The 25386-nt window shown below is 54.0% G+C and carries 24 protein-coding genes; 9 read left to right on the top strand and 15 right to left on the bottom strand.

Annotated elements, in window-relative coordinates:
* Window positions 1-26 precede the first annotated feature (26 nt).
* The 7 genes from SOJ49_RS06340 to SOJ49_RS06310 all read right to left on the bottom strand — a co-directional run bounded on the left by SOJ49_RS06340 (window position 27) and on the right by SOJ49_RS06310 (window position 6680).
* A complete protein-coding gene (locus tag SOJ49_RS06340; RefSeq protein ID WP_369857392.1) occupies window positions 27-479 on the bottom strand; it encodes a TrmH family RNA methyltransferase in 453 nt (150 codons plus the stop codon).
* Window positions 480-974: 495 nt separating this feature from the next.
* On the bottom strand, window positions 975-1295 hold the full coding sequence (locus SOJ49_RS06335; RefSeq protein WP_369857391.1) for a delta-class carbonic anhydrase: 321 nt from the start codon (window positions 1293-1295) through the stop codon (window positions 975-977).
* 37 nt (window positions 1296-1332) lie between these two features.
* Window positions 1333-1719 carry a delta-class carbonic anhydrase gene (locus SOJ49_RS06330; RefSeq protein ID WP_369857390.1) on the bottom strand — a complete coding sequence of 129 codons (387 nt, stop codon included), beginning with the start codon at window positions 1717-1719 and terminating at the stop codon, window positions 1333-1335.
* 474 nt (window positions 1720-2193) lie between these two features.
* Window positions 2194-2703, bottom strand: a complete 510-nt coding sequence (locus SOJ49_RS06325) for a hypothetical protein (RefSeq protein ID WP_369857389.1) — start codon at window positions 2701-2703, stop codon at window positions 2194-2196.
* A gap of 333 nt (window positions 2704-3036) precedes the next feature.
* Complete coding sequence (locus SOJ49_RS06320) at window positions 3037-4359, bottom strand: DUF3422 family protein (protein ID WP_369857388.1); 1323 nt, start codon at window positions 4357-4359, stop codon at window positions 3037-3039.
* Between the two features lie 177 nt (window positions 4360-4536).
* Window positions 4537-5307 (bottom strand): zinc-dependent peptidase, encoded by a 771-nt coding sequence (locus tag SOJ49_RS06315; protein ID WP_369857387.1) that lies wholly within the window; start codon window positions 5305-5307, stop codon window positions 4537-4539.
* Window positions 5308-5456: 149 nt separating this feature from the next.
* Window positions 5457-6680 (bottom strand): YihY family inner membrane protein, encoded by a 1224-nt coding sequence (locus SOJ49_RS06310; protein WP_369857386.1) that lies wholly within the window; start codon window positions 6678-6680, stop codon window positions 5457-5459.
* A 59-nt stretch (window positions 6681-6739) separates the two neighbouring features.
* Between SOJ49_RS06310 and arsC the strand changes: the two genes are divergently transcribed.
* The 3 genes from arsC to SOJ49_RS06295 are packed head-to-tail and all read left to right on the top strand — an operon-like array spanning window position 6740 to window position 8116.
* On the top strand, window positions 6740-7087 hold the full coding sequence (arsC, locus tag SOJ49_RS06305) for an arsenate reductase (glutaredoxin) (RefSeq protein WP_369857385.1): 348 nt from the start codon (window positions 6740-6742) through the stop codon (window positions 7085-7087).
* Complete coding sequence (gene wrbA, locus SOJ49_RS06300) at window positions 7087-7704, top strand: NAD(P)H:quinone oxidoreductase (protein WP_369857384.1); 618 nt, start codon at window positions 7087-7089, stop codon at window positions 7702-7704. Before arsC ends, wrbA begins: the two co-directional genes overlap by 1 nt.
* Window position 7705: 1 nt before the next feature.
* A complete protein-coding gene (locus SOJ49_RS06295) occupies window positions 7706-8116 on the top strand; it encodes a DUF2069 domain-containing protein (protein WP_369857383.1) in 411 nt (136 codons plus the stop codon).
* Window positions 8117-8440: 324 nt separating this feature from the next.
* Here SOJ49_RS06295 and SOJ49_RS06290 read toward each other — a convergent pair whose 3' ends face one another.
* Window positions 8441-8674, bottom strand: a complete 234-nt coding sequence (locus SOJ49_RS06290; RefSeq protein ID WP_369857382.1) for a hypothetical protein — start codon at window positions 8672-8674, stop codon at window positions 8441-8443.
* Between the two features lie 304 nt (window positions 8675-8978).
* Here SOJ49_RS06290 and SOJ49_RS06285 point away from each other — a divergent pair, with 304 nt between their 5' ends.
* Window positions 8979-9695, top strand: coding sequence for a pirin family protein (locus tag SOJ49_RS06285; protein WP_369857381.1), 717 nt, complete (start codon window positions 8979-8981; stop codon window positions 9693-9695).
* Between the two features lie 172 nt (window positions 9696-9867).
* The gene (locus tag SOJ49_RS06280) at window positions 9868-10536 is read left to right on the top strand and encodes a glutathione S-transferase family protein (RefSeq protein WP_369857380.1); all 669 of its coding nucleotides are present in this window, start codon (window positions 9868-9870) and stop codon (window positions 10534-10536) included.
* Between the two features lie 29 nt (window positions 10537-10565).
* On the opposite strand, the gene SOJ49_RS06275 is transcribed toward SOJ49_RS06280, so the two are convergent.
* Window positions 10566-11639 (bottom strand): AraC family transcriptional regulator ligand-binding domain-containing protein, encoded by a 1074-nt coding sequence (locus SOJ49_RS06275; RefSeq protein ID WP_369857379.1) that lies wholly within the window; start codon window positions 11637-11639, stop codon window positions 10566-10568.
* 1 nt (window position 11640) lies between these two features.
* Complete coding sequence (locus SOJ49_RS06270) at window positions 11641-12555, bottom strand: GGDEF domain-containing protein (protein WP_369857378.1); 915 nt, start codon at window positions 12553-12555, stop codon at window positions 11641-11643.
* A 469-nt stretch (window positions 12556-13024) separates the two neighbouring features.
* On the opposite strand from SOJ49_RS06270, the gene SOJ49_RS06265 reads away from it, so the two are divergent.
* Together SOJ49_RS06265 and SOJ49_RS06260 are read left to right on the top strand one after the other, a co-directional pair.
* The gene (locus SOJ49_RS06265; RefSeq protein ID WP_369857377.1) at window positions 13025-15805 is read left to right on the top strand and encodes a TonB-dependent receptor; all 2781 of its coding nucleotides are present in this window, start codon (window positions 13025-13027) and stop codon (window positions 15803-15805) included.
* Window positions 15806-15939: 134 nt separating this feature from the next.
* Window positions 15940-17940 carry a phytase gene (locus tag SOJ49_RS06260; protein WP_369857376.1) on the top strand — a complete coding sequence of 667 codons (2001 nt, stop codon included), beginning with the start codon at window positions 15940-15942 and terminating at the stop codon, window positions 17938-17940.
* A gap of 302 nt (window positions 17941-18242) precedes the next feature.
* On the opposite strand, the gene SOJ49_RS06255 is transcribed toward SOJ49_RS06260, so the two are convergent.
* From SOJ49_RS06255 to SOJ49_RS06235, 5 genes are all read right to left on the bottom strand, one after another.
* Window positions 18243-18974: a glutathione peroxidase gene (locus SOJ49_RS06255; protein WP_369857375.1), complete on the bottom strand. Its 732-nt coding sequence runs from the start codon at window positions 18972-18974 to the stop codon at window positions 18243-18245.
* A gap of 137 nt (window positions 18975-19111) precedes the next feature.
* Complete coding sequence (gene tcdA / locus SOJ49_RS06250; RefSeq protein WP_369857374.1) at window positions 19112-19921, bottom strand: tRNA cyclic N6-threonylcarbamoyladenosine(37) synthase TcdA; 810 nt, start codon at window positions 19919-19921, stop codon at window positions 19112-19114.
* Window positions 19922-19973: 52 nt separating this feature from the next.
* Window positions 19974-20603, bottom strand: coding sequence for a hypothetical protein (locus SOJ49_RS06245; RefSeq protein WP_369857373.1), 630 nt, complete (start codon window positions 20601-20603; stop codon window positions 19974-19976).
* A gap of 200 nt (window positions 20604-20803) precedes the next feature.
* Entirely contained in the window at window positions 20804-22093 is a 1290-nt protein-coding gene (locus SOJ49_RS06240; protein WP_369857372.1) for a TonB family protein, read from the bottom strand.
* A 181-nt stretch (window positions 22094-22274) separates the two neighbouring features.
* Window positions 22275-22742 carry an SUF system Fe-S cluster assembly regulator gene (locus tag SOJ49_RS06235; protein WP_369857371.1) on the bottom strand — a complete coding sequence of 156 codons (468 nt, stop codon included), beginning with the start codon at window positions 22740-22742 and terminating at the stop codon, window positions 22275-22277.
* Between the two features lie 282 nt (window positions 22743-23024).
* On the opposite strand from SOJ49_RS06235, the gene sufB reads away from it, so the two are divergent.
* Both sufB and sufC read left to right on the top strand, forming a co-directional pair.
* The gene (sufB, locus tag SOJ49_RS06230) at window positions 23025-24500 is read left to right on the top strand and encodes a Fe-S cluster assembly protein SufB (RefSeq protein WP_369857370.1); all 1476 of its coding nucleotides are present in this window, start codon (window positions 23025-23027) and stop codon (window positions 24498-24500) included.
* Window positions 24501-24635: 135 nt separating this feature from the next.
* Complete coding sequence (sufC, locus tag SOJ49_RS06225; protein ID WP_369857369.1) at window positions 24636-25385, top strand: Fe-S cluster assembly ATPase SufC; 750 nt, start codon at window positions 24636-24638, stop codon at window positions 25383-25385.
* The last annotated feature ends 1 nt before the right edge of the window (window position 25386 follow it).

The following is a 25386-nucleotide window of genomic DNA, read 5'->3' as shown; positions in this document are numbered from 1 at the left end:
GTTGTAACGCCGTGCGCTTGAACCCCCTAGCGGTTCCCGTTACGGAATACCAAACGATTATTCACATCACGGCTGCTTTTGATACGCTCACTGTGATCAATAGCCTGTTGCTGTTTGGCCATACGATCATACAACAACACATTGACGGTGGCCCCCAGGTTCATGCAACCAATGGTTGGAACATAAACCACAGCATCAGCCACATCAATGATGGACTGATCGACAGATCCATCTTCCGGGCCAAAGATATACAAGGCATGATCAGGATGAATAAATTCCGGTAACGGAGTTGCCCCGACAGCAAACTCAACACACACCAGCGTCCGATGCTGTCCGGCCAATTCAGTAAAAGACTCAACCGCGCTCAGTTCAATATGCTGGCTAGCGTTCTTGGTATCCTGATGATATTTTGCCGCTCGCGCAAATCGCTTGCCGGTATAATAAATGGCACTGGCACCATAACAACCGGCAGCACGCATTACCACACCTACATTAGAAGGGCTTTTGGGGTTGCATAACGCAATAGCGGACGACCTTGTTTGTTGCACGATGTATTCCCAATACTGGTTATATTCGAGCGCATCATACTAAAAAATCCCCCTTTTATAAACCGGCAGCTGAATATCAAAAACACAAAACCAGAAATTTCACAGGAATACCTGGCTCCTGCACTCCTGCACTCCTGCACTCCTGTATAGTAGCCAGCAGTGTCCATTGCATTCCCACATAATGCGTAGAAACAAGAACAGTCTATATTTTACCAACCGGGCCTGAGTATTAAAAATATAAAATCAGAAAGCTTCATCGTACTGAAAACAGATAATAAAAAATAAAAATTCAAATTTTAAAAAATTTAGTTTCCCAGAGCAAGTACCACACTCAGGCCTGCTAACACTTCGTAGCACTCCAGTAGCCCGTCGTTATCTGAGCGGCTACTGGAGGCCGTTATTATCGGTGCTGTGCAGTTAGATCTGTTACTTCACAGGTGACAGCAGGTCTGGATTGGTCACCAGGTTTCTGACACCGTGTGCGTGATCTTCATTAAACACATTACCCTTGCACCACAGACCAACCGTGGCAATGTTCACCTTGGCTACCTTGGGTCTGACACTCCATGACACTTGGAAAGGCGAACCGGCTTCATTGTAGCCAGGGCCTGTTGTAGAACCGGCATATTGCACCGGGTAACCAGTATCAGTCGGTATATTCAACGCTTGATGCACACCATTACGGACACCCTGTTGAGTCAGCTGGCCAAAGTCCAGAGCACTGCTGTCATTTACCAGAACAAACACCTGTGTTTCTACACGCAACTGGGGATTGCCGATCGATTCATCCAGACAAGCGCGCGCCCAGAGTTGGCCCAGGGGCAACCTGTGCAGTTGAATGCACATAATGAACCTCAATCGTGTCTCCCGGAACCAGGCTGCCATGCTCACTCGGGCAAATATCTTCGGTAACGGCTGTGAGTTCACCAGCACTCAGTGACCCAGTATATTCATAACCACTTTGATAACCATGACCATCGCCATTGCCAGCATAGCGGGTAAATTCCCCCCCCTTGTGCTCGGCATTTTTGTGGAAGTGGATATTACACAAATTCATATATTCAGAGGCAGGAGCCGCACTGAATACACGGTTGTTCTTACCATCAGTTATATCAATATCACGAGGAGATTGAGGGCCAAACCCCTTACCTGCGGTATTTTGTGCCAACATGTGCTGCCACCACCTGATCGGAAACCGGCTTATGCTCAGCAGTATGATGATGTTCGACACTGGCACAGCTCGCCAGCAAGGTCGTCGACGTAAGTAACACAGCAATTTTTGTTCTCATATTTATCATACCCATTATTAGTGAACGATAAATATTAATTCAGATATTCTGAACTTGCGACCAAAACAACAATATAAAATAAAATTTTTACCAGGACGCCAAAAAAGCGCCCTAGTTCAATCAATCAGTGCTGCGCAATGCCATTAACGTAATTCGGATTCTTCATGCAGGAGCGGTGATCAATGACACCCAGCGGACGCAAGCATCCTCCTACAGATTTCTATAATTCTTCGTCCCCGGTGAAGTCAACGGCAGTGCAGGTCACCTTGAATTCCAATACCAACTCACCTGCCATACAACTGTTGGCAGCCACCGCCATCAAGCCATTTCAGTACCAAGACCCCGTTCCAAAGTCATTAAAATATTTCGCCATTCACATTCAGCGCCTCCTCCAGGCTGGCATAGCTCATCAGCACACATTGGCCAGAGTACTGTTTTCTCAGCTGATTGATCGCCATCAACAGTAACATTACCAACTGAAATGCTTGCAATAACGACTCAGGAGCTCCGGCGTTTTGCAGATCATCGTAATGCTCCGCAGCAAACTCATAAGCTTCCGTTTCCCGACGTCGCCAGTCCTCCCCCTCCGACTGTTCCAGTGTGTCGAATACCTGATGCACCTGGCCTACCTGAATGGCAAGATCAGGACGTCCACGACTGAACAGACCGTTGTCATAACTGCGTAAAAACAGATCGGCCCAGGTAATCACCGAATAGCCACAGCCTGCCGTCGGCAAAGTAGGGTGAAATGGATCGCGCTGTTCACAAATAAACCAACGCTCTGAACGACCAACGACCGATTCGTTGTCTGCTACAGGCTGGCGCCACAAGGTGGCGGGCAGCAGTGATGATTCTGATCGACTCATAAAGTGTCCCTCGTTGATGTCTGCTTGGATAGACTTCAGCAAGGATCAGGCCAGTAAGAAGAAATGGCTTTATTTCAACGAGTTAGATAAAAACACAAACGCATCAACACAAAAACGGCAAAAAATCGCCGCCAAAACCTGCAGGTCAGCGCCAGAACTCTGACAGCGTAAAAACACAACCGGGAAAAAGAGGCAGGACAAGGCAATATGAGAAGCGATACGGGACGCACAATGAGAGAACTCCTCAGAACGTCAAACAGCGGCCAATCCTCCGCGCCGCTGCCCCACCAGAAACATGCAACAAATGCCGAAGCCAGTCGCATTAACCGGCTCCTATTTCTCCTCCAGATCAAACGTCTTTTCGCTTAAATGATGGCGTAACCGGTGAATCGCCACAAAAACCACCACCACAATCACCGGCAAAGCGATACCTTTAAGCATATAGGGATCAACCTGCAAGCCAAATGCCTTGAGACCATCCGCACCAATACCCACCAACGCCAGAATGTAATAACAGATCACTACCACCGACAACCCTTCGACCGTTTGCTGCAACCGCAACTGCAACTCACTGCGTTTGTTCATCGACGTCAGCAAACGCTGGTTCTGCTCCTGAATCGACAGATCCACACGAGTGCGCAGCAAACTGGTTGTGCGGTGAATACGACGCGACAAATCTTCCAGCTGATCTCGCACCGAATTACAGGTTTTGATGCCTGGCGTTAATCGCCGCTCAAGAAATTCCCGCAAACTCTGCACCCCGTCCAGCGGCTCCTCTTTCAACTGGTCGAGACGGTCACGCACCAGATCGTGATAGGCCTTGGCCGCCGCAAAACGGAAATTGGTATCTGAGCGATAACGCTCCACATCCGCTGCCAACTGTGACAATGACTTCAACAAATCACGGTCTTCAAACTGGTTTTCCAACTCCGAAATATTCTGGATCAACTGCGCCAGACTGGTCTCAACCCGAGTCAGCTCATTGCCCATTTTACGCGCCACCGGCAACGCCAGCAGCGACATCAAACGATAGGTTTCCAGCTCGAACAAGCGCTGCACCAAGCGCCCTGTCTGATACGGATTCAACCCCTTGTTCACCGCCACAATGCGACCAAAGCCATCACTGTGTAAACGAAATGCCGTCCACACCAACGCCTGGCCGCTGGCGACGGATGCACCCGATACCCGCTGCCCTTCAAACCAGTCGTACAACTGTTTTTCATCCGGCGTATCGTTCACCAGCGACAGATTCACCGCCACCACCAACTCACCCGGCATCGCCGCCAGCCAGTCTTTTGGAATAAACGCCAGCGCATCAGTCGCAAAAGGCTCCTCGGTCGCGACGATAAAGGTAAAGTTGGCAAACTCCAGATGGCGCTCCCAACGTAACTCAAAGCCCCCAAAATCCTGATACAAACAGGACGAATCCGGGTCCGGTGCTGGCACACTGTAACGGCGACACAACTCCACCACATGGGCATGCAACTCCTGCCGATTATCGTTCAGCTTGACCGTAAAATGAGCCACCTGGCAACTCCCCTCAATTACCGGCGACGGGCGATTATGCAGCTCCTCGTACAACACCGATCGCATTGGATGAACGTTGAGAGACAGACTGGGACTGGCGATATCCGGCGCATGTGGACTACTGATCATGAGTCGATAACATCCTGAATTGTCGAAAAATAATGCCAGCCTACAGGGAACAACACCCTGTCGCCAAGGTGTCTATTAGACCCAATACCGGAGAGCTATTCCTGCTCTGGCAAGCAAGCAGCCTGAAAATCTGACCGGCAGAACTCACAACCAGAACAAAACCAAACCGGCCTGGCACTATTCAGGTCGCTGTCGATAAAACAAGCCTAACAACCGATAGACATCAGGCAAGGTTTGTTTCATCAACTGAGGTGCCTCGAAAAACGTTTCACTACACACCGCAAAAAATTCCGCCGGGTTTGACAGCGCATACTCATCCAGAGGCAACACTTTATGATGCAGATAAGCCTTGTTCAAACCGTCCCACGCTGCTGTAAACACATCGTGCCATTCGCCAGGGCGCATATCAGGATGCATCGGTGGTGCGCCATTGGCGCCATCACGCAACATATCCAACGTATGCGCCAACTCATGAATCACCACGTTACTGGCCTTGCCATGACGAACGCGCTCCCCGCTATGTAATACCGAATCCCACGACAGAATGACCGGCCCCCGCTGCCAGGCTTCGCCACTCAATCCCGGTGCCTGTGCGTGAACCACCCCATCAGCGCTGCGATAAGGCCGGTTGGGAACAAAATCGCCCTCATAAACAATGACCGTTTGCCAGTGGTCGTACCACGCCAGGCCAAGATTCAAAACAGGCACACAAGCCATGGTGGCAATTTTCAGACACATCGCCTGAGTCAGTTCAAAACCGCCACCGGCAGTAAAGTCCTTATGCACCAGCAACCGAAACGTCAAATGACGTAGCTCATCGCGCTCACGCCCCTGATAACGTGCCATCACTGGCCAATCAGCAACAGCCGCCTCCCACTGCTCTGTGGTAAACCCCTGCTGGTTAATACGCCGAACTTCCAGCCAATGTTTGATTGCTTTCAACAACATCGTATTTCCTTCAATACCCGTCACCAGCCTGAGCTGTTTTTAATCGCCAGGTTTTAGTCGCAGGTTTTGTTAAAAGGTATGTATTTGCGCGGCAGAAAAATAGCAATGACGGTTGCCGAGTAATAACGACTACTTTTTTACAACCAAATTTACAACCGAAAGCCGCCGTCTTCATCGAGCAATTGATCCAGCGAGACGGAGAGATTGCTGGCAACGTCCTGTTGCCAGCCAGTCAGCCAGTCACTCAATGGCGAATCTTCCGGAACAGCGTGTTCAGCCGCTTGCAGTTGCTGCAATGTCAGGTCGGAAAAAAAATGGTCAAGGGTGAGCAGACGCATATCGGGCAACCATATCCAGCTGTCGTCCTGGCTTTTGGTCACCCAGCCCGCCTGCTGAAAATGCTTCAGCAACGCCGACAGCTCTGCTGCCGGAATGCTGCGCAAGCGCTGCCGCAGGTCGCGTTCACTCATGCCCTTGCCTGCTTGCTGGCCCTGGTAAAGCGCAGCAGCCAGAGCCAGTCGTTGCCGTAACGGGTCGCGCACCGAGCGCGATTCCGGATGGCTGAGGGCATAGCTGAGTTCAGCACCAAACAGCAACAGCATCCAGCTGAGGTAAGTCCACATCAGGAACAGCGGAACAGCGGCAAAAGCACCGTAGATCAGTTGGTACGACGGAAACATACCGACGATTTTGGCGAACAGGTATTTGCCGGTTTCAAACACAGTCGCCACCACCAGCGCGGCAATCACGGCATCTCTGGGGGGAACCTTGCAGTTGGGCACCATCATATAAACAAAGGTGATGGCGGCCACGGTCATCGACCAGGGCACCAGCCGGGCAAAGGAAGGAATCGACGCCGTCACGTCCATCCCTTCTGGCAATACGCTGAGCGAGGCCAGCAGTGAGCTGACCGCCTGAGCAGCACCAAACAGCAACGGCCCCAGGCTGAGGACTGCCCAGTAACGAAAGAAGCGTTGCAACGTCGAACGTGAGACTTCGACCTGCCAGATTTTATTGAACTGCTGTTCGATGGTTTGCAGCAGCATCAACGCGGTAAAAAACAGAAATACCACACCAATCCAGGTCAGCTCGCGGGCCTGCGCACTGAAGCGCACCAGATAGTTGGAAATCATGTCACTACCCTCAGGCATGACGTAGGCCAGCAGGTTAGTGTGTGCTTGCGCACCCCATTCTTGCAGGGACGGGATGGCACTGAGAATAGCGTAGGTCACGGTAATTACCGGCACCAGGGCAAACAAGGTGGTATAGGTCAGGGCGGCGGCATCGCGCCTGCGCTCCATGGATTCGAACCGTTTGAGGGTTTGCCAGATCAGTCGCAGTACCCGGCGACCACGGCGGAAAGCGGTGAGCATCTAGGGCTTCCTTGTTACAATCGCTGCCAATTGGTTGACAATTTGAGAGTGTGCACAGCATGAGTGATATACAGATCTACCACAATCCCCGTTGTTCCAAGTCGCGGGAGACCCTGAAACTGCTGCAGGACAAAGGCATTACACCCGTGGTCGTGGAGTACCTGAAAGACGTACCGTCGGAAGATGAGATTCATCAGCTGATCCAGCTGCTCGGCTTCAGCAGCGCCCGTGAGCTGATGCGCACCAAAGAAGAAGAATACAAACAACAGAACCTGGCCAGTGCCGATGAAGCCACTCTGATCCGCGCCATGGCCAACACCCCCAAACTGATAGAACGCCCGATCGTCATCAACGGCAACCAGGCCCGTATCGGCCGCCCACCAGAACAGGTGCTGGAGATTCTTTGATGGCATCTGCCCCGTATGTATTGGTGCTGTATTACAGCCGCCACGGCAAAACCGCAGAGCTGGCACGGCTGATCGCTCGCGGTGTTGAGCAAGCCGGAATGGATGCTCGCATTCGCAGCGTGCCGCCGGTATCACCGGATACCGAATCTTCATTGCCGCCGGTGCCGGATACCGGTGCAGTGTATTGCAGCCAGGATGATCTGCGCCACTGCGCCGGATTGGTAATGGGTAGCCCGACCCGTTTTGGCAATATGGCCGCGCCGCTGAAATACTTTCTCGACAGCACCAGTAGCCTGTGGCTGAGCGGTGCGCTGGCCGACAAACCCGCCGGAGTATTTACCTCAACCTCATCCTTGCATGGCGGTCAGGAAAGCACCCTGCTAACCATGGCATTGCCGTTATTGCACCACGGCATGGTGTTCGCCGGTATTCCCTATCGTCATGCCGAACTCAGTGATACCCGCTCGGGTGGAACGCCTTATGGCATGAGCCACTGGGCCGGTGCCAACAATGAGCAAGCTATCAGCGCGCCAGAAAAAGCCCTCTGTCTGGCCCAGGGAAAACGGGTTGCAACGCTGGCCACCGCCCTGCTTAACAGTCACGGAACGGGAATCTGATATGACCCAATTACCTGCCGCTAGCCGTCCGTTTGTTGCCAAGGCAGCACTGGCCTACCGTGTACTGGTGAGCAGCTACATTGCTATGTTGCTGGTATTACTGGGCGCGACGCTCAGTCATCCACCGCCAACCGCCGAACCCGGCCTGATGCTATGGCTAACCGGTATTGGCATCGCGCTATTCAAGGCCTTGCCGCTGATGCTGTTTATACCCGGCCTGGTGGCACGCTCTCACAAGTCAGCTTCCTGGCTGGCTTATATGATTTTGCTCTACTTTGTGGTGTCGGTACTCGGAGTCTTTACACCAGGCAGCGGCATCTGGGGTTGGCTGCTGGTGCTCGCCAGTCTGGCGATTTTTGTCAGTGCGATTCTGTTCACCCGCTGGCAGAAGCGAGTTGAGGCAGGCTTGTAAGGCGTCATCCTGGGAGAGCGGGCCGCGCTGTGCCGTAATCATCAATCGTCACCCCACGCGTCTCATCCAAGGCGTCATCCTGGGAGGGCGGGCCGCGCTGTGCCGTAATCATCAATCGTCACCCCACGCGTCTCATCCAAGGCATCATCCTGGGAGAGCGGGCCGCGCTGTGCCGTAATCATCAATCGTCACCCCACGTGTCTCATCCAAGGCGTCATCCTGGGAGGGCGGGCCGCTGTGCCCGCCAACCTCCTCCATCCGAATCCGGGGTATTTTACAGCGCGAGTGCGGTGATTTCCCTACGGATCGGTAGCGTCCAAACGGCTACTGGTCGTCTTCCCACTCACCATCGGTGTCGTCATCGGCGATTTCAGTCAGAATGGCGGAGCCACACTTGGCACATTTGCCTTCCACTACCACGACGCCATCCATTTCATATTCTTGCGGCTCGACCATGCCGAGGTCGGCTTCCATACACTCGTTACACCAGGTCTGGCTCAGGAAAGCATCCTGGTCGTCTTTTTCTCGGGCAAAAAAATTGCGTTCGATGCGTTCCATTTATTTCTCTCTCAGGTCAATCGGGCCAATACCCGCCAATACGGTTTTGTACCGGCATTCGACGGGCATTGTAGGGGATTTCCGCTGGAAGGGAACATCTGCGGGTTGTTCTGTTTTGCTAAAATTTTCTATTTTTTCGAAACATTTGACGATATTTATCCGCTTTTTAAGAAATGAATATCCCAATAGCATCGACACCAGTATCAACGCCTGTATCACGCCCGTTGCGGTGTTTACTTCCGCTGCCCGACTCACACCACACCACACCCACACTCTCACCACACTCACCCCGCAGGAGAACCATATGATCTACTTTCGCCCCTCGCAACAACGCGGCCATGTCAATATCGGCTGGCTGAACAGTTTCCACAGCTTTTCGTTTGGTCACTACCATGCGCCGGAGCATATGGGTTGGGGATTATTGCGGGTGATCAACGACGATACTGTGGCTGCCAGCGCCGGGTTTGAAGCCCACGGTCATCGGGATATGGAAATTATTTCCTATGTACTGGAAGGTGCTCTGCGCCATCAGGACAGCACCGGTAAAACGTCCGTATTGAAGGCCGGAGAAATACAACGCATGACCGCAGGCAGTGGAATTGTGCATTCCGAATTCAATCAGTCCCCGGAAGCTCAGGTACACTTTCTGCAGATATGGATTCACCCAAACGAACGCGGGCTGGAGCCTGGGTATCAACAGCGGCAAGTACCACAGCAAGGGCCTCTGACTGCGATTGTGTCGCCCGATGCGCGGGGGAACTCACTGAAGATCCATCAGGATGTGGTGATCTCCCGGCTGCAATTACAGCCGGGCGAGTCCATCACCTTGCCGGTTGGCAGCCGCGCCGGGTATTTGCATATGATTGAGGGCAGTGCCGCAGTCAATGTTGTCGATCAACCGCTTGGGCCAGGGGATGCCGTGGGCATTATGGCGGCAACCGGGCTGACGCTAAGCGCAACAGCTGACACTCACCTGACCGCGCTGTGGTTCGATCTGCCCGCTTTCCATCGTCCGGCCTGATCGTCAGAACGGTCGATTTTTAATCGCCGTCATTTCGAGCGCAGTAATTTATATATGTCCCCTATAGACGACTGCTCCCAAAGGAATAGATGATAGCGGCCGCTGAATAAAACCTGCCCGGCAGCCAACCGGGTTTATCTAACGCTTTCTGAAATACTTTCCAGGTATCGTCATGCTCACCCTCCACCACCTTAATAACTCTCGTTCCCAGCGTGTGCTCTGGTTATTGGAAGAGCTGGAAATTGATTACCAGATTACCTTGTACGAACGCGATCCCCACACTCTGCTGGCACCAACCAGCCTGAAGGCCATTCACCCGCTGGGGAAATCTCCAGTGATTACCGATGGCGACTTGTCGCTGGCAGAGTCGGCGGTGATTCTTGAGTATCTCAACGATGTCTATGGCCAACGGCGCTTCTGGCCCGGGGACAGCCCGTCGTCGTTATGGCAATGCAAATACTGGCTGCATTATGCCGAAGGCAGCCTGATGCCCTTTCTGTTAATGACGCTGGTGTTTCAGCGTATCAAAGCCGCACCCGTGCCCTTTTTTGTCCGGCCTGTCGCCCGTGGTATTGCCAACAAGGCACTCGACAGTTTTGTCTCGCCCAATCTGAGCAGCCATCTGGATTACGTCGAACGGCATCTGAGCAAAAATGAATGGTTTGCCGGTGAGCAGATGTCGCTGGCGGATTTTCAGATGAGTTTCCCACTGGAAGCCGCCTTGCAGCGAGGTGCAAGCGCCAAGTCGCACCCACACCTGGCGGCCTGGGTAGCACGAATTCACCAGCGCGATGCCTACCAGCGTGCATTAACCAAAAGCGGGCCGTACGCCTACGCCTGACGGGGGTCAGTGGCTGACCGAATGCCGTATCACAACCCTGCCAGTTCGGTCAGCACCGCATTGCTACTGGCATCAAACAGTGAGAAACGGGTACGGCTGTCACTGGGGGTAATCCCGACCCAGCGTTTGAAGGCGCGGCGGAAGTTGGTACTGTCGTTAAAGCTCAGGTGCGCGGCGACCTGTTCGTTGTTCCAGCCACACACATACAACAGATAAAGGCTCATATGCAGCCGTGACTGATCCTGCAATTGCTGAAAATGGCAGCCATGCTTGCCCAGTTTGCGCTTCAGGGTTGCCGGGCTCATCTCCAACCGTACGGCCATGTCGGGGAGCGTCATCGGTTCACGCACCCGCTCCAGCAGCAGCCGGTACACCCGTTCCGGCAACGACGCCGCTGGCAAGCCTGCCAGTATCAATTCACATTGACGCTGAGCCACCTGATAGGCCGTCGCCGACCCTCGTGGCCACTCCTGATCGAGCCACTTGCGCTCGATCACCATCACATCCATGCCGAGGTCGAACCAGAGCTGGTCGCCCAGATTCACCTGATACTGTTCTTCATAATCCGGGCGGCCATAACTGAAACCGTAACGCCAGGGCAGTCGTGTGGCACTCATCCAGCGACTGAACGACGTCAGGGACGACATCGCCGCCTCGACCAGAAAGCGGCGGTCGCCCTGATAGTTGCCCAGGGTCAGCCAGTGGACGTAGCAATAACGCTCATCGGTGACCACAAAGGGCGTTACCCAAGGAGACAGCACCCGCCGGTAACTGACCAGCGCGTCCAGTGCCTGACGTAATGACCCAGCATTACCCAGCAAGCTGCTGGCGCTATCGTAGTGCCCTGGCCAGAGCGAGGCACCCCAGCGAAACGACAATTCCGGCTCCTTACTGAGCTTGCTGGCATTACCCACCAACAGCCCCGCCTGAGTTGCTGACATCATCACCTGTCCTTGCAAAATATCTTCATAAAACAGGCCGGTGCCACGCAGAATCTTGTGGCTGCAAATATCACGGGAACGTAACAGATCGATCAACAACGCTGGCTGATAATGCGCAGCAAAAATACGCTCATCGCACTCATACCAGGTGGGTGTCGTCATTTCAGGCAACCTCGCCAAAACCGGAACCCGACTTGGCATTGGCCAGCGCCTGGTTGGCGCGTTTGATCAGCAGGTCGGACGGTTCGCCCTGCCAGTCTGCCAGGCCGATACTGATGGTCTGGTAAAGGGTTTCGCCGCTGGTTTTATGCTTGTAGGCAAAATGCTGCACGGCCCGGCTCAGTTCGGCGGCAATGCTTTTGCCCTTGTCTACACCGGTGTCTGGCAGCAGTACGGCAAAACGGTCGGCGGCATAACGGCAAATCAGGTCGTCCTGACGCAGGTTCAGCAGCATCAGTTCCGACAGTTCATACAGCAGGGCGTCGCCTTCCCGATGACCATGCAAACGGTTCACCTCAGCAAAGCGATCAACATCCACCATCAACAACACCATCTTCTGGGCGGGCAGCTGGGTCATCACGCCTTGCAGTTGTTCTTTCAGGTAGTCAACCCGGCCCAGCTGGGTCAGGTTGTCGATAAACCGATGCTCCCGAAACAGCTGTTCACGCTTGCGCAGTTGCTGATTGATCGACAATTGCTCCTGATGCCAGTGCACCAGTCCATAGGTCAATAGCATCACTCCCACGGGCATGGCGCCGGATTCGAGCCACTGATCCCAGAACTGCTCGGCAGGCAAACGGATAAATTCATCCAGGTTGTCCTGCCACATAGCCAGAAACATAAACCCCAGCCCCAGAGTCAGCAAATCGGTCACCCGCCCCGCCGGACGGCTGCCAAGAATCAGCATCATCCAGACCGCCAGCGCAATCGCGGTGCCGCCTTCGCCCAGTACATCCAGCCAGTCAATTTCTGCCCACTGTTTGGCGTCGCCCATGATCAGGCTACCAACCAGCCCGCCAATGGCGAGGCCAAACACCAACAGCAATTTGCGCTGGTGTATCCCCAGAGTCGAGAACATCCCCAATCACCTATCCAGACCGTTGAGTTACCGGAAACACACCTGGAACTACCAGCCGATGTGTCTCTGTGCGTGGTCGGCATTAAAACATGATCATCCGGTTACGGGGCTTCAGGGGTCATATCGGCTCAGTAAAAGTTGCCGTAAATCCGATGAATTTTTTATGACAGCCAGCCTGGGGGCTGGCAGGGCGATTCGAGCCAGTTAATTCCGTGAGTCATAGCAATAAGGTTCATTTCAAAGACCCGCTTCGACCACCAAACCATGGGTTAATTTGGATCATTACGACATCAAACCACGGCTTTTTAACACTCCTTTCCGACCACCTACGTGGTTGCCAAAGAGACGGTAACAAAAGTGTCACAGCCAATTTCTACCGTCGCGACTCCTGACAAGAGACTCACTCTCGCCCCAAGGCCAGCTAACGAGACTGCCCGGGCCAGAGCCATTATTTCAACGGAGAGCAGAAGTGAAACTGTTAATCAAACCTCTGGTAGCCAGCATTGCCCTGGCATCTGCCGCTCTGGCGCAAGCCGATGGCATCGTCGAAGGCCGTATTATCGACGCGGCTTCACAAACCATTTACAAAGGTGCGGTTGTGCGCCTCGAAGAAGCCAAACGTCAAACCCTGTCGGGTCAAGCGGGTCGCTTCCGTTTGCCACCAGTCCCCGCCGGTGACTACACCCTGACCATTACCCTGGGCGACAAGACCCTGGATTCCCGTCGGGTTACCGTCATCGACAACGACGTCACCAGCGCCAACGTGGTGGTTAACGAAGGCGACGATATGATCGACGAAGTGCTGGTCTTTGGTCAGGCGGCACGGATGCAACGCGCCCTCGATCGCCAGCGTTATTCCGATCGTATTATCAGCGCCGTCAATGCCGACGCCATCGGTGAACTGCCCGATTCAAACGCGGCAGAAGCCTTGCAGCGTATTCCCGGCCTGTCGATTGAACGCGACCAGGGCGAAGGCCGCTTTGTTCGTGTGCGTGGTATGGGATCAGACTACAACTCGGTATCCATCAACGGCACCCAGATTCCAGCACCGGAAGCCGGAACCCGTTCAGTGGCGCTGGATGTGATTCCATCCAATCTGATCAGCTCGCTGGTGGTCACCAAGTCTCTAACGCCTGATATGGACGCCAACTCTATCGGTGGTGCAATCGAGATTGAAAGTATCTCGGCACTGGATCGTGAAGGGTCGTTTTATAATGCCGACCTCGAATACAGCTACGACGAACTGACCGACAACACCAACCCCAAACTGTCTCTGGGTGGCGGTACGACCCTGGCACTGGGGGGCGAACGTCGTTTGGGTATCGCCGCTGCGGCCAGCTACGAAAGCCGTGACTTCGGTTCTGAAAATACCGAAACCGGCGGCAAGTGGGATGGCGATGAGCTGGAAGAAATGGAAATGCGCGATTACACCATCAATCGTGAACGGATTGGCGCGGCACTGAACCTCGATTATGAGCACGACATCAACAACGCCTTCCACCTGCGCACGCTGTATTCAGAATTCAGCGATGACGAACAACGCCAGGCACTGGTGGCGGAATTTCAGCAACTGGTCATTGAAGATGGAGAGGAAGAGCGTGACGGTACTTCCCGTGCTTCCGGTGACAGCGGCCTCGGCGAAGTCGCCCGTGAACTGAAGGATCGTAAAGAAACCCAGACCATCAAGTCGGTGACCCTGGGTGGCGAACACTTTATCAACGACTGGACTGTCGAATACGACCTGGGTATGTCCAGCGCCAAGGAAGAAGAACCGGATTCCATGGACAGCGCTGTCTTCACCGCTGACGTAGATAACATTGGTTTTAACGGCAGCAAAAAACCCATCCTGTTCGGCAGTGAGCTGTACGATGCCAGCAACTTTGAACTCGACGAAATCGAACGGGTACACAGTCATTCCACCGATGATATGAACGTCGCCAAAGTCGATATCACCCGCGACCTGATTGTGGCGGACTACCCGGCCATGGTGAAGTTTGGGGGCAAGCTGAAAAGCCGTAAAAAACACATGGATGTCGACATTCGCAAATATGAAGCCGATGACATTTCCATGTCCGATTACGTATCCGGTAGCGTCGACTACGGTCTCGGCAACTTTGGCCCAGCCTTGAACGACAACCAGTTACGTGCGCTGATGCATACCCTGGCAGCAGACTCCGAAGCAGAAGCCGCTGCCGTGGCAGAAGGCTTTGTTGACTCACTCATTGAAGACTACACCATCGAAGAGGACGTCAACGCTGCTTATGTTATGGGCCGTATTGATATGGATGAACTGCAGCTGATTGGCGGTCTGCGTCATGAACAAACCAAACAGAAGAGCAAGGGTTACCAGATTAATGGTGACGATAATGAAGCCGCTGTCAGCCGCACACACTTCACCAACGACTACTCTCATACACTGCCTTCCCTGCTGGCCAAACTGGATGTAGCGGCCGATACCCAGGTGCGAGCGGCCTGGACCAATTCGGTTGTGCGCCCGACCTTCGAAATGATTCGTCCAAACGTGGCCATTGACGGTGATGAACTGGAAGCGGGCAACCCCGACTTGAAACCACTGGAATCCAGTAACCTGGATCTGGGGATCGAGCACTTTATGGGTAACGCAGGGGTGATTTCTGCCTTTGCCTTCTACAAGAATATCGACAATTTTGCCTACGAAACCGACGTCGCCAACGATGCCTATTACAACAGCCTGGCGGGGGAGGAAGACACCACCACCACCACATTTGAAAATGGCACATCCGCGACGGTAAAAGGTCTGGAACTGGCTTACTCACAAAAATTTGCCACACTGCCAGCACCGTTCAATGGCTTGTTATTGTCTGCCAACGTGACCTTTGTCGATTCCAAGGCAACGATCACATCCGACGATGGAGACGAGCAACTGAGCCGTACCATCAGCTTGCCGAAGCAGTCGGATACCACCGGCAACCTGGTGGTCGGGTACGAGAACGACACCATCAGCCTGCGTCTGGCCGCCAACTACAAGTCCGACTATCTGGACGAAGTCGGCAACCTCGAAGACAGCAGCGGAGACATCAAACAGTCATCGCAAACTCAGGTGGACTTCAACGCCTCCTACAAGCTCTCCGAGCAGCTGAAAGTACGCTTCAAGGCCGCCAACCTGACCGATGAACCGTATTACACCTACCAGGGCAGCGAACAATACAATGCCCAATATGAAGACTACGGCCCAACCTACAGCCTGGGTGTGAGCTACTCCAGCTTCTGACGCCAGCTCTGCACCGGTACTGCCGGTGCCGCCCACAACCCTGGTGACGTTTCGCCGGGATTGTGGGGATTGTTACGTCTGGATACCCGCGTTGGCACCTATCGGGTTATGCCCCATTGCTACAGAGAATTGTTATGACAGTACAACGACACACCCCCACATTACTGAGCATGGCCATGATTGGCCTGACGCTCACGACCCTGTCCGCCTGTTCGGGTCTGAGTGCCAGCTCGGAATCGTCAACGGCCTCAACGACCCAGGTTCAGGCTACGGCCTCGACCATGACCAAGACAATAACCACTGGGGAACACCTGCTGGTGTTGCCGGGTCATCACTCTTTCAGCATTGGGCCAGACAGCCCGGCGCAACTGACCGACACCCAGACCGGCCAACCCGACTGGCAGGCCAGCTGGCGTGGCGAACTGCTCGATGCCCGCGAAATGACAGCAAACGGCCAAACAGTCATCAAGATTGTCAGCCTCGACCAGCAGAACCAGTTACACCTGCTGACGCTGGTAGCCAGCACAGACACGAAGAGCGGTTATACCCTGCAGCAAGACGCCGTCAGCGCACCCTTGCAACAGCCACTGGAAGGGCTGTGCTTGTACGCACCGTTAAGCAATAGCCAGCCTGCGAACCTGCAACTGTTTTTGCTCGGCGAAGACGCCATGGCCCGACAGCTGGTATTAAACCCGGCTGCAAACGGTTCAGCTTCACCGCCGCACACGACTCAACTGAACACCACCCTGCTGCGTCAGTTCGCCACCGCACCCGGTGCCCAATACTGTGTTGCCGATGACCAGCGCGATACGCTCTATATCAGCGAAGAAAGTGTCGGTGTATGGCGTATGAACGCACGGGCAGAAAGTGATGCCGCCCGCGAGATGATCGATCTGACTCACCCGTTTGGCCATATTCAGGGGCAAGCCGGAGCCATCACCCTGAGCCAGGGCAGCCTGTGGCTGGCCGAAAGTGAAGGACATCGCTTGCACCAGTATCAACAGGATAACGGTCGTTATCTTGGCCACACCCTGCTGGCCGAGACCATCGCCATCGATACCCTGCTGACCTTGCCGCAAGATACCCGGGCAGGAGCACTGGATAAACACAGCGGCAGCCTGATCACGCTGGAGCTGCCCTCACTGCCTGCCATTGAAGTAACCGATGTGATCACGACCGTAGTTGCCAATGGCGAGACTCAGCCGGTCAAAAAAGCCGGTGACGCCGCCGATGATCCAGCGATATGGGTAAACCCGAACCAGCCAGATGCCAGCCGTGTTCTGGGCACCAACAAAAAGCAGGGGTTATACGTCTACGACCTTGATGGCACAGAGTTGCAGGAATTACTGGTGGATCGGGTCAACAACGTCGATCTGCGTCAGGGGTTCCACTATCGTAACCAGCCAATGGACATCGCCGCCGCCAGCCAGCGCGATCGCCACTCCATTGCCCTGTTCCGCATCCAGCCGCAAACCGGTGTGGTCAGCAGCGCAGGAGAAATCGTCACCACTCTGGACGACGTCTACGGTCTTTGTATGTATCAAAACCGTGCCCGCCAAGTATTTGTATTTATCAACGATCAGGATGGACGTTATCAGCAGTACCAGATTCTGGATAGCGCGACTGGCTGGCAAGGCCAGTTGGTGCGGGAATTTGCCGTCGCCAGTCAGCCAGAAGGTTGCGCCGCTGATGATCGCGCCCAGCGGCTGTTTGTTGGTGAAGAAAACCGCGCCGTCTGGACGCTGCCAGCGGAGCCGGATGCCACGACCGAAATGTTGGAAATAGCCAGCGTTGGTGAATGGCTGCACGCCGATATCGAAGGCATGGATATTTATCAGACCGCCACGGCCAACTATTTGCTGGTATCCAGTCAGGGCAACGACAGCTACGTACTGTTCAACGCTACTCCGCCGTATCAGTATATCGGTCGTTTCCGCGTTGGCCTCAACGCTGCCAAAGGGATTGATGGCGCGTCTGAAACCGATGGGCTGACCATCAGTTCCGCCTTTTTGGGCGATCAATACCCGTTGGGAATGCTGGTTGTACAGGATGGCCGTAACCTGATGCCGGAACAAAATCAAAACTTCAAATACATCGACTGGCGCGAGATCAAGACCCTGTTTGACTTGCAGTAAGCGGCACGCTTTAAATAAGTTAAATAAGCGCTACTTAAGTTAGTCAGGTAAAAGAACCAGCCGTCTGGCTCAATACGGATCAAACAATGAGCAATTCAGGCCAGTGTGCGACGATCGAGACGGAAGAGATGTCTTACCAGCTCGGGGGTTGCTAGCGTTAGTGGGGCGGTGCCCCTCAAGCTCGCATTGGTAATGCTTTCCTTCATAGAAGCAACGTTGGCCGGGAGCAATCCCGGCTTTTTTTGATTTTTTGTAGCCTGGTTTTACCTCACCCTGCCAGCTCATCCAGCTGGCGTTCTGCTTCAGCTTTTATCGGGCTGCTGCGTCAGTACTGCAGCCAAATCATCGTCATCTGGCATTCCAAAGCTGGACCAGGATTCCACCACCTTGCCATCGGCATTCAGCAGATACTTGTAGAAATTCCAGCGTGGTGCACCAGCCTGGCGGGCCATTTCCTGAAACAACGGATGCGCGTCAGCACCCTTGACTGGTACCGGAGCCATCATGGTAAAGGTGACACCGAAGTTCTTGAAACACACGTCTGCGGCTTCTTCTTCGGTCTTGGCTTCCTGATCAAAACTGTTGGACGCCACGCCAATAACCACCAGGCCACGATCTTTATAGGTTTCATGCAGTGTTTCCAGGTCGGCAAATTGCCCGGAAAAACCGCAATGGCTGGCAGTGTTTACCAGCAGCACCGGGCGACCGTTAACGACGTCGCAGACATTGAGTATCTTGCTGCTGTGTAATTGCTTCATCTGTTGATGGAACACCGCCGGGCAGACTGCGGCTTGAGAGCGCACCTGCGTGGCGGGTTGAGCAGCGTCGCTGGCCAACACCGGAGCTGCCTGCAACAGCAACCAGATCAGCAGCAGGCTGGCCGCCAGCAACAGCCAGACCGAGCCAGACCACGACGGTGTTATTGCCACTGGTTGCGGCACATGGCGTTGCCGCTCTCGCTCTGCAGCGGCGCTGTCGCGGCGTTGTCGCAGGGCCTGCTGGCGGCGGTTTGCTGCCATACGGGAACGTGTCATATCAACCTCCAACGAATTATCTGACGTCAATAAAGTTATACATAGTCTATACAAAAAAGCGTCAAAACAAGGGTTTTCGTTCGATAATGGCACACAGCGATCACTATCAGGATGAACTCCGCGATAACAAGCCGGATTCACCCTTTCTTGCCTGCTCCTTCGGCAATACGTTTGACCACGCGGGAAGCCGCCACAAAACCAAACGTCCCCGTCACCATAGTGGCAGAGCCAAAGCCGGATGCGCAGTCCAGCCGGGTGCTGTCGCCCGCAAATGCTTTCATCTGGCAGACCGAGCCATCCGGTTGCGGATAGACCAGCTGTTCCGTGGAAAAGACACAGGGAATGGAATAATTACGGCTGGAGTTACGAGAAAAACCATACTCCCGCCGCAGCAAGGAACGCACCTTGCGAGCCAGCGGGTCATTGGTGGTTTTATTGAGATCGGCAATCTGGATTTGGGTCGGATCAATCTGTCCACCCGCAGCGCCTGTGGTTACCACCCGAATCTTGTAACGTTTGCAAAAAGCCAACAGCGCCGCCTTGTTCCTGACACTGTCGATGCAATCCACTACGTAATCAAAATGATCGTACTGATCACCCGGTGCCAGTATCGCTGCCATGTTTTTGCTGGTGAGAAAATCCTCAACCGTCTGAACATCACACTCAGGATTGATTTGCAGCAAGCGTTCATGCATCGCTGCGACTTTCATTTGTCCGACGCTGCCCGTCAGGGCGTGAATCTGGCGATTGGTATTGGTCACACAGATGTCGTCCAGGTCGATCAGTGTCAGGGCACCAATTCCAGAACGGGCCAGTGCCTCTGCTACCCAGGTGCCGACACCGCCAATCCCCACCACGCACACACGCGCACGCGATAAACGTTCAAGGCCGGAAACGCCGTACAGGCGGCCAATGCCACCGAATCTGTCTGTATATGCTGGAGTCACTGCTACCTCTGAATGCTACTCGTCATCGCCACCGGCGAGAGGCGCAAGTATATCAGAGCTGGGAAACGCGGGTTTTACCGGGAAATCGAAGCCAGCGAGAAGTCTGACTGATACGTTGTAATGGAATTTCTTCAGCATGAAATGCGGCTTCAAGCACGCGCATTTGTTGCGGCTCAATCAACCCCAACAACCCTTGTCGCAACTGTGGAATGGGTGCAATCCGTGCGGTCAGGGAATCCACCAGCAAAGCAAGAAAGTCGGGCGACAGATGCGCATGGTCGTAGTGATTGATCATCAGAACAGTGGCGTCATCCTGCAATTCGAGGGAGAGGTTATCGCCTTTGAGTAATGGGCCTTTGATGGCAGAGAAGAAGGTATCGAGGTCTTGCTGGAAATGGGAGAGATTATGGGACGTGGCGGCAGCGGCAAGTGCATCCATCCAGAGTTGCCGAAAACGCCTTGGCGATACCTCATCTTCGACAACTTTCAGTTCAAGACGGGTGCCTTCTGTAACTGCACCCTCTTCTGTAACCGCGCCTTCACTGACCGATTCGACGTCATTCAGAGCAACCAGAAACCAGGACTTTCCCAGTAACTCGAAGTATCCGTACGTCTGTTCACCGGCAGCCAGTACCGGAGTCGTCAGTACCAGCAACATCATGAGTACCGATATACGCTTCATAACTACAGCCCTACTCGGATTGAAATGGCTTGGGAATCCTTTACCTGTTGACCAGGAAAAACCCTGTTTCACGACCTGCCCTACGCTTGGTGTAACAAACGCGGCTGTAAAAACAAGCAGTCACATGACCTGTCGTGCCTTTCTGTATTCCTTTCAGATGATCCAACGTTAGCATGACAAATTGGAAACAGGCAGCGCCGTTAACGGGTATTCATCACAAAACGGAAAGGAATGTCGAACTCAAAATCTGGCCCCAGCAAAATACCGGGCAACTCGCGATACGGTGCGGCCCGTTCTGCTGCTCGTACCGCTGCCGAGTCCAGTACGGTATGCCCGGAAGTTTCACTGATAACAGCGGTTATCAAGCTGCCATCCCGATTCAACTTCAGCGCAACCCGCGCAGTCCCTTCCAGCCCGCGCCGCAACGCCTGCTTGGGATACAGCACCTTGGCATTGGCACTGGTTAACAGATCGCGATAATAACGCGCTTCTGATTGCTGCCGTTCGATCAGCAATGCTTCCTGTTTTCTCTGCTGCGCTTGCCGGGCTGCCAACTCAGCGGCTGCCTGCTCTTCTGCCAGGCGTAACGTCTCCTGCTGTTGGTCTGTCGATAACGCCTCCGCCACCGGATCAGATAAAGCTGACAATGGGGTCTCATCAAGCTCCGGTATATTCATCATCTCCATGCCGGGTTCCGGCTGCGACTCTGCTGGTGCCATGATGTCCGGGCTGGGTTCTGTTGCAGCCGGAGGCAATGTCACTGCGGCAACAGTAACTCCAGCAACAGTCACTCCAGCAGCAGTCACTCCAGCAGCAGTCACTCCGGCAGCACTACCCTGGCCCGCAATTACAACGGCAGCAGCTGAAACTGATGGTTTGGCGCTATTATGTTGCTCAACCGTAACCCAGCTTTCGATCACTTGCTGACGCCCGGCGGCCGGTTCAATTGCCAGTAACCGGGCCTGTTGTTCAGCTCGCTGGTTGGCCGACATGTGAATCAGATCATCCTTGAATTTTTGCGAACGCGGGTACTTGCCCACCCAAACCGTCACCAGTGCCCGTACAAAACCGGGATCATCCAGCTGTAGCACGTCAACCGCATTGATAGTCACCCGCGTCTCACCGGTCTCGTTCGAGATCAGCAGCTGATCTCCCATGAGCAGATCATCTTTCAGCAAGTGCATAAACCGGGTGACCTGGGTAACCCGCTGATTCATTTCTGCTTCGCTGAGATTAATGGCCAGGCCCTCGTTCCAGAGGCGGTAGAAACGCCTGGGGGAGAGTTCATCTGCCAAGATGCGCATTTCCAGCCGCAGTGGCTGGGCAGAATTCAGCCAGGCTTCACTGTTGGCGCTGTCGCTATAGACCGATGCCAGATAGACATCGTTATCGAGACGCCGATAAACAGCGGCGCCCTGCAATTCGAGCGCTGCAGCTTCAACCACCGTCACGGATAACAGTACAACAAGGAACAGGGTAACCAGGCGCATAACAGATCTGTCGGTAAGGTGCGTTGAATCAGTCTAGGAGCGAAAGGTTACAGAATCTTGTCGTGCAAAAAACGGCCTGGCAATCGATCCGGTGATCAACACCGGTAGGGATCATCAAACCGCATTGAGATTTTTGCTGCCGGGGTGGTAGCACCTTGCGGAGGAGTGTCAGAGAGGCCAATTAATCCAGATTCACCAGATGAATCTGGTCGGTAGACAATGCCAGGCTAGCGGTAATGCGTTGCAACGTATGGGGATAACGGATGTCATGCAGGCTGATGCCCGACAGCACCAGCGTCAGTACCTGATTGATACCACCCCAGTTACCCGCCAGCGAGCAACTGTCGGTGATGTCGCAATCAGACTCAACGGTACTGCATTCCGTCAGACTCACCTTGCCTTCAAAGGCTTCCACAATCGCCAGCAAGGGAATCTGTTCCGGACTGCGCGCCAGTCGGTAGCCACCACGAGAACCACGCCGGGCCTGTACCAATCCGGCATCGGCCAACACTTTCAGCACCTTGCGGGCGGTCGGCAACGACACGCCGATACCGGTGACAATGTCGTCAGTGGATTGCTGGGAACCACCGCTTTGTGCCAGATGGTTCAGCACCAACACGCCGTAATCGGTCATTTTGCTGATTTTCATTGATGACTTTTACCCACTTGCCGTCCGTCACCCCCGTTTCAGGAACAACCCGAGCGGATACGGAAACCGGTTTATCAGCAAAGCATACCAAACTGGTATTGATTCTGGTAATACCGTGAGTACTTGAGTAGAATGCTGGGACTAACGAAATGATGATATCAGCACAGCCGGATCCATACTGGCCTGATGTGCCCGGTTACCACCGCATAGCAGTTGGCAAGCCCTCTTCTCGCGGTTTGCGACCAGGAACGGAACGATGTCATCCGACCGAGAGATAGCGCCATGACCGATACCATAAATCCCGTTCTGACCGACCCCGTACCAAATCAGGAAATCCATCAACGTTTCCGCAAGGAATACGCGGCTGGATTTATCAGTGATATCGAATCAGATACCCTGCCGCCCGGCCTGAATGAAGACGTGGTGCGGTTTATTTCCGCCAAAAAAGGTGAACCCGAGTGGATGACCGAATGGCGGCTGAAAGCCTATCGCGCCTGGCTGGAAATGGTCGAGCCAGAATGGGCTCATGTCAGCTATGACAAGCCGGATTTCCAAGCACTCTCTTATTATTCAGCACCCAAAAGCATGGCCGATGGGCCAAAAAGCCTGGATGAAGTGGATCCCAAGCTGCTGGAAACCTACAACAAGCTGGGCATCCCGCTGCACGAACAGCTGATGCTGGCCGGGGTCGCAGTCGACGCCGTCTTCGACTCGGTTTCTATCGCTACTACCTTCCGCGACAAACTGGCGGAAGCCGGTGTGATCTTTATGCCGATTTCCGAAGCCGTGCACAAGCACCCGGAACTGGTGAAAAAATACCTCGGCACCGTCGTACCGCAGCGCGACAACTTTTATGCTGCCCTCAACTGCGCTGTGTTCTCCGACGGCTCATTTGTCTACATCCCCAAAGGCGTACGCTGCCCGATGGAGTTGTCGACCTACTTCCGTATCAACGAAGCCAAAACCGGCCAGTTTGAACGTACGCTGATTATCGCCGATGAAGGCTCACACGTTTCCTATCTCGAAGGCTGTACCGCGCCGATGCGCGACGAAAATCAGCTGCACGCCGCCGTAGTGGAACTGATCGCCCTCGACAACGCCGAAATCAAATACAGCACCGTGCAAAACTGGTATCCCGGTGACGAAGAAGGCAAAGGTGGCATCTACAACTTTGTTACCAAACGAGCCGTTGCCCATACCAATGCCAAGGTCAGCTGGACCCAGGTTGAGACCGGTTCAGCCGTCACCTGGAAATATCCGAGCTGCATCCTCAAGGGTGACAACTCGGTAGGCGAGTTTTACTCGGTCGCACTGACCAACAACTATCAGCAGGCCGACACCGGCACCAAGATGATTCACCTGGGCAAAAACACCCGCTCCACCATTATCTCCAAGGGTATTTCTGCCGGTAAAAGCCAAAACGCCTATCGCGGTCTGGTGCGCATGAATCCGAATGCCGAAGGTGCCCGTAACTACACCCAGTGTGACTCGCTGCTGATTGGCGACCAGTGTGGTGCCCATACTTTCCCTTACATCGAAAGCAAGCACCCGTCAGCGGTGATAGAACACGAAGCAACAACCTCTACCGTCAGCGACGACCAGCTATTCCTGTGTCGCCAGCGCGGCATTGATACCGAAAAAGCAGTGTCCATGATTGTGAACGGTTTCTGCAAAGAGGTGTTCAAGGAACTGCCGATGGAGTTTGCCGTAGAAGCGGGCAAACTGCTGGAAATCAGCCTTGAAGGGTCAGTGGGATAATTCATTGTCGGAGGTCTGAGGCCAGACGCAAAACACCGAATCATGTCCGACGTCTGGCATCCGGCGTCCGTCCAAAACACATTAAAGCGTCCGACGTCTGGCACCGACGTCCGACTACAGAAGACAGGAACCACCATGATCAGCATTAAAAACCTGCACGCCAAAGTCGAAGACAAGCCCATTCTCAAGGGCCTCAACCTGGACATCAAACCCGGTGAAATCCATGCCATCATGGGTCCTAACGGCGCAGGCAAAAGCACACTGGGTAATGTCCTGGCGGGCCGCGACGGTTACGAAGTCACCGCCGGTTCGGCCACTTTGAATGGCAAGGATATTCTGGCACTCAACGCAGAAGAACGCGCTCGCGAGGGCCTGTTTCTGGCATTTCAGTACCCGGTTGAAATTCCCGGTGTTTCCAATCTCGAATTTCTCAAAGCCTCCGTCGATGCCATTCGTGCCTACCAGGGCAAGGAACCGATGGATTCGGTCAGTTTTTTGAAAATGGCTCGGGAAAAAATCAAGGCAGTGAATCTCGACCAGAGTTTCCTCAAGCGTGGTGTCAACGAAGGTTTCTCCGGTGGTGAGAAAAAGCGTAACGAGTTGATGCAAATGATGATGCTGGAACCTTCCCTGTGCATCCTTGATGAAACCGACTCCGGTCTCGATATCGACGCTCTGCAAGTGGTGGCAAATGGCGTTAATGCCATGCGTGATCCCAACCGCTCTTTCATCATCGTCACCCACTACCAGCGCTTGCTCGACTACATCATCCCGGACTACGTTCACGTCCTTGCTGATGGCAAGATCGTCAAATCCGGTGGCAAGGAGCTGGCGCTGGAACTGGAAGAGAAAGGCTACGGCTGGCTGGAAAGCGAGGCGCAATAAC

Source organism: Candidatus Thalassolituus haligoni (assembly GCF_041222825.1).
Classification (GTDB): Bacteria; Pseudomonadota; Gammaproteobacteria; order Pseudomonadales; family Oceanobacteraceae; genus Oceanobacter; species Oceanobacter antarcticus.
Note: the sequence above shows the minus strand (reverse complement) of the source record. Positions and strands in the feature narration are given on the sequence as shown.

What these genes read in the sequence shown, in the direction of transcription:
- SOJ49_RS06340 (WP_369857392.1), bottom strand. Translation starts at nt 479, where the DNA reads ATGCGTGCTGCCGGTTGTTATGGTGCCAGTGCCATTTATTATACCGGC.
- SOJ49_RS06330 (WP_369857390.1), bottom strand. Translation starts at nt 1,719, where the DNA reads ATGTTGGCACAAAATACCGCAGGTAAGGGGTTTGGCCCTCAATCTCCT.
- SOJ49_RS06325 (WP_369857389.1), bottom strand. Translation starts at nt 2,703, where the DNA reads ATGAGTCGATCAGAATCATCACTGCTGCCCGCCACCTTGTGGCGCCAG.
- SOJ49_RS06320 (WP_369857388.1), bottom strand. Translation starts at nt 4,359, where the DNA reads ATGATCAGTAGTCCACATGCGCCGGATATCGCCAGTCCCAGTCTGTCT.
- SOJ49_RS06315 (WP_369857387.1), bottom strand. Translation starts at nt 5,307, where the DNA reads ATGTTGTTGAAAGCAATCAAACATTGGCTGGAAGTTCGGCGTATTAAC.
- SOJ49_RS06310 (WP_369857386.1), bottom strand. Translation starts at nt 6,680, where the DNA reads ATGCTCACCGCTTTCCGCCGTGGTCGCCGGGTACTGCGACTGATCTGG.
- arsC (WP_369857385.1), top strand. Translation starts at nt 6,740, where the DNA reads ATGAGTGATATACAGATCTACCACAATCCCCGTTGTTCCAAGTCGCGG.
- wrbA (WP_369857384.1), top strand. Translation starts at nt 7,087, where the DNA reads ATGGCATCTGCCCCGTATGTATTGGTGCTGTATTACAGCCGCCACGGC.
- SOJ49_RS06295 (WP_369857383.1), top strand. Translation starts at nt 7,706, where the DNA reads ATGACCCAATTACCTGCCGCTAGCCGTCCGTTTGTTGCCAAGGCAGCA.
- SOJ49_RS06290 (WP_369857382.1), bottom strand. Translation starts at nt 8,674, where the DNA reads ATGGAACGCATCGAACGCAATTTTTTTGCCCGAGAAAAAGACGACCAG.
- SOJ49_RS06285 (WP_369857381.1), top strand. Translation starts at nt 8,979, where the DNA reads ATGATCTACTTTCGCCCCTCGCAACAACGCGGCCATGTCAATATCGGC.
- SOJ49_RS06280 (WP_369857380.1), top strand. Translation starts at nt 9,868, where the DNA reads ATGCTCACCCTCCACCACCTTAATAACTCTCGTTCCCAGCGTGTGCTC.
- SOJ49_RS06275 (WP_369857379.1), bottom strand. Translation starts at nt 11,639, where the DNA reads ATGACGACACCCACCTGGTATGAGTGCGATGAGCGTATTTTTGCTGCG.
- SOJ49_RS06270 (WP_369857378.1), bottom strand. Translation starts at nt 12,555, where the DNA reads ATGTTCTCGACTCTGGGGATACACCAGCGCAAATTGCTGTTGGTGTTT.
- SOJ49_RS06260 (WP_369857376.1), top strand. Translation starts at nt 15,940, where the DNA reads ATGACAGTACAACGACACACCCCCACATTACTGAGCATGGCCATGATT.
- SOJ49_RS06255 (WP_369857375.1), bottom strand. Translation starts at nt 18,974, where the DNA reads ATGACACGTTCCCGTATGGCAGCAAACCGCCGCCAGCAGGCCCTGCGA.
- SOJ49_RS06245 (WP_369857373.1), bottom strand. Translation starts at nt 20,603, where the DNA reads ATGAAGCGTATATCGGTACTCATGATGTTGCTGGTACTGACGACTCCG.
- SOJ49_RS06240 (WP_369857372.1), bottom strand. Translation starts at nt 22,093, where the DNA reads ATGCGCCTGGTTACCCTGTTCCTTGTTGTACTGTTATCCGTGACGGTG.
- SOJ49_RS06235 (WP_369857371.1), bottom strand. Translation starts at nt 22,742, where the DNA reads ATGAAAATCAGCAAAATGACCGATTACGGCGTGTTGGTGCTGAACCAT.
- sufB (WP_369857370.1), top strand. Translation starts at nt 23,025, where the DNA reads ATGACCGATACCATAAATCCCGTTCTGACCGACCCCGTACCAAATCAG.
- sufC (WP_369857369.1), top strand. Translation starts at nt 24,636, where the DNA reads ATGATCAGCATTAAAAACCTGCACGCCAAAGTCGAAGACAAGCCCATT.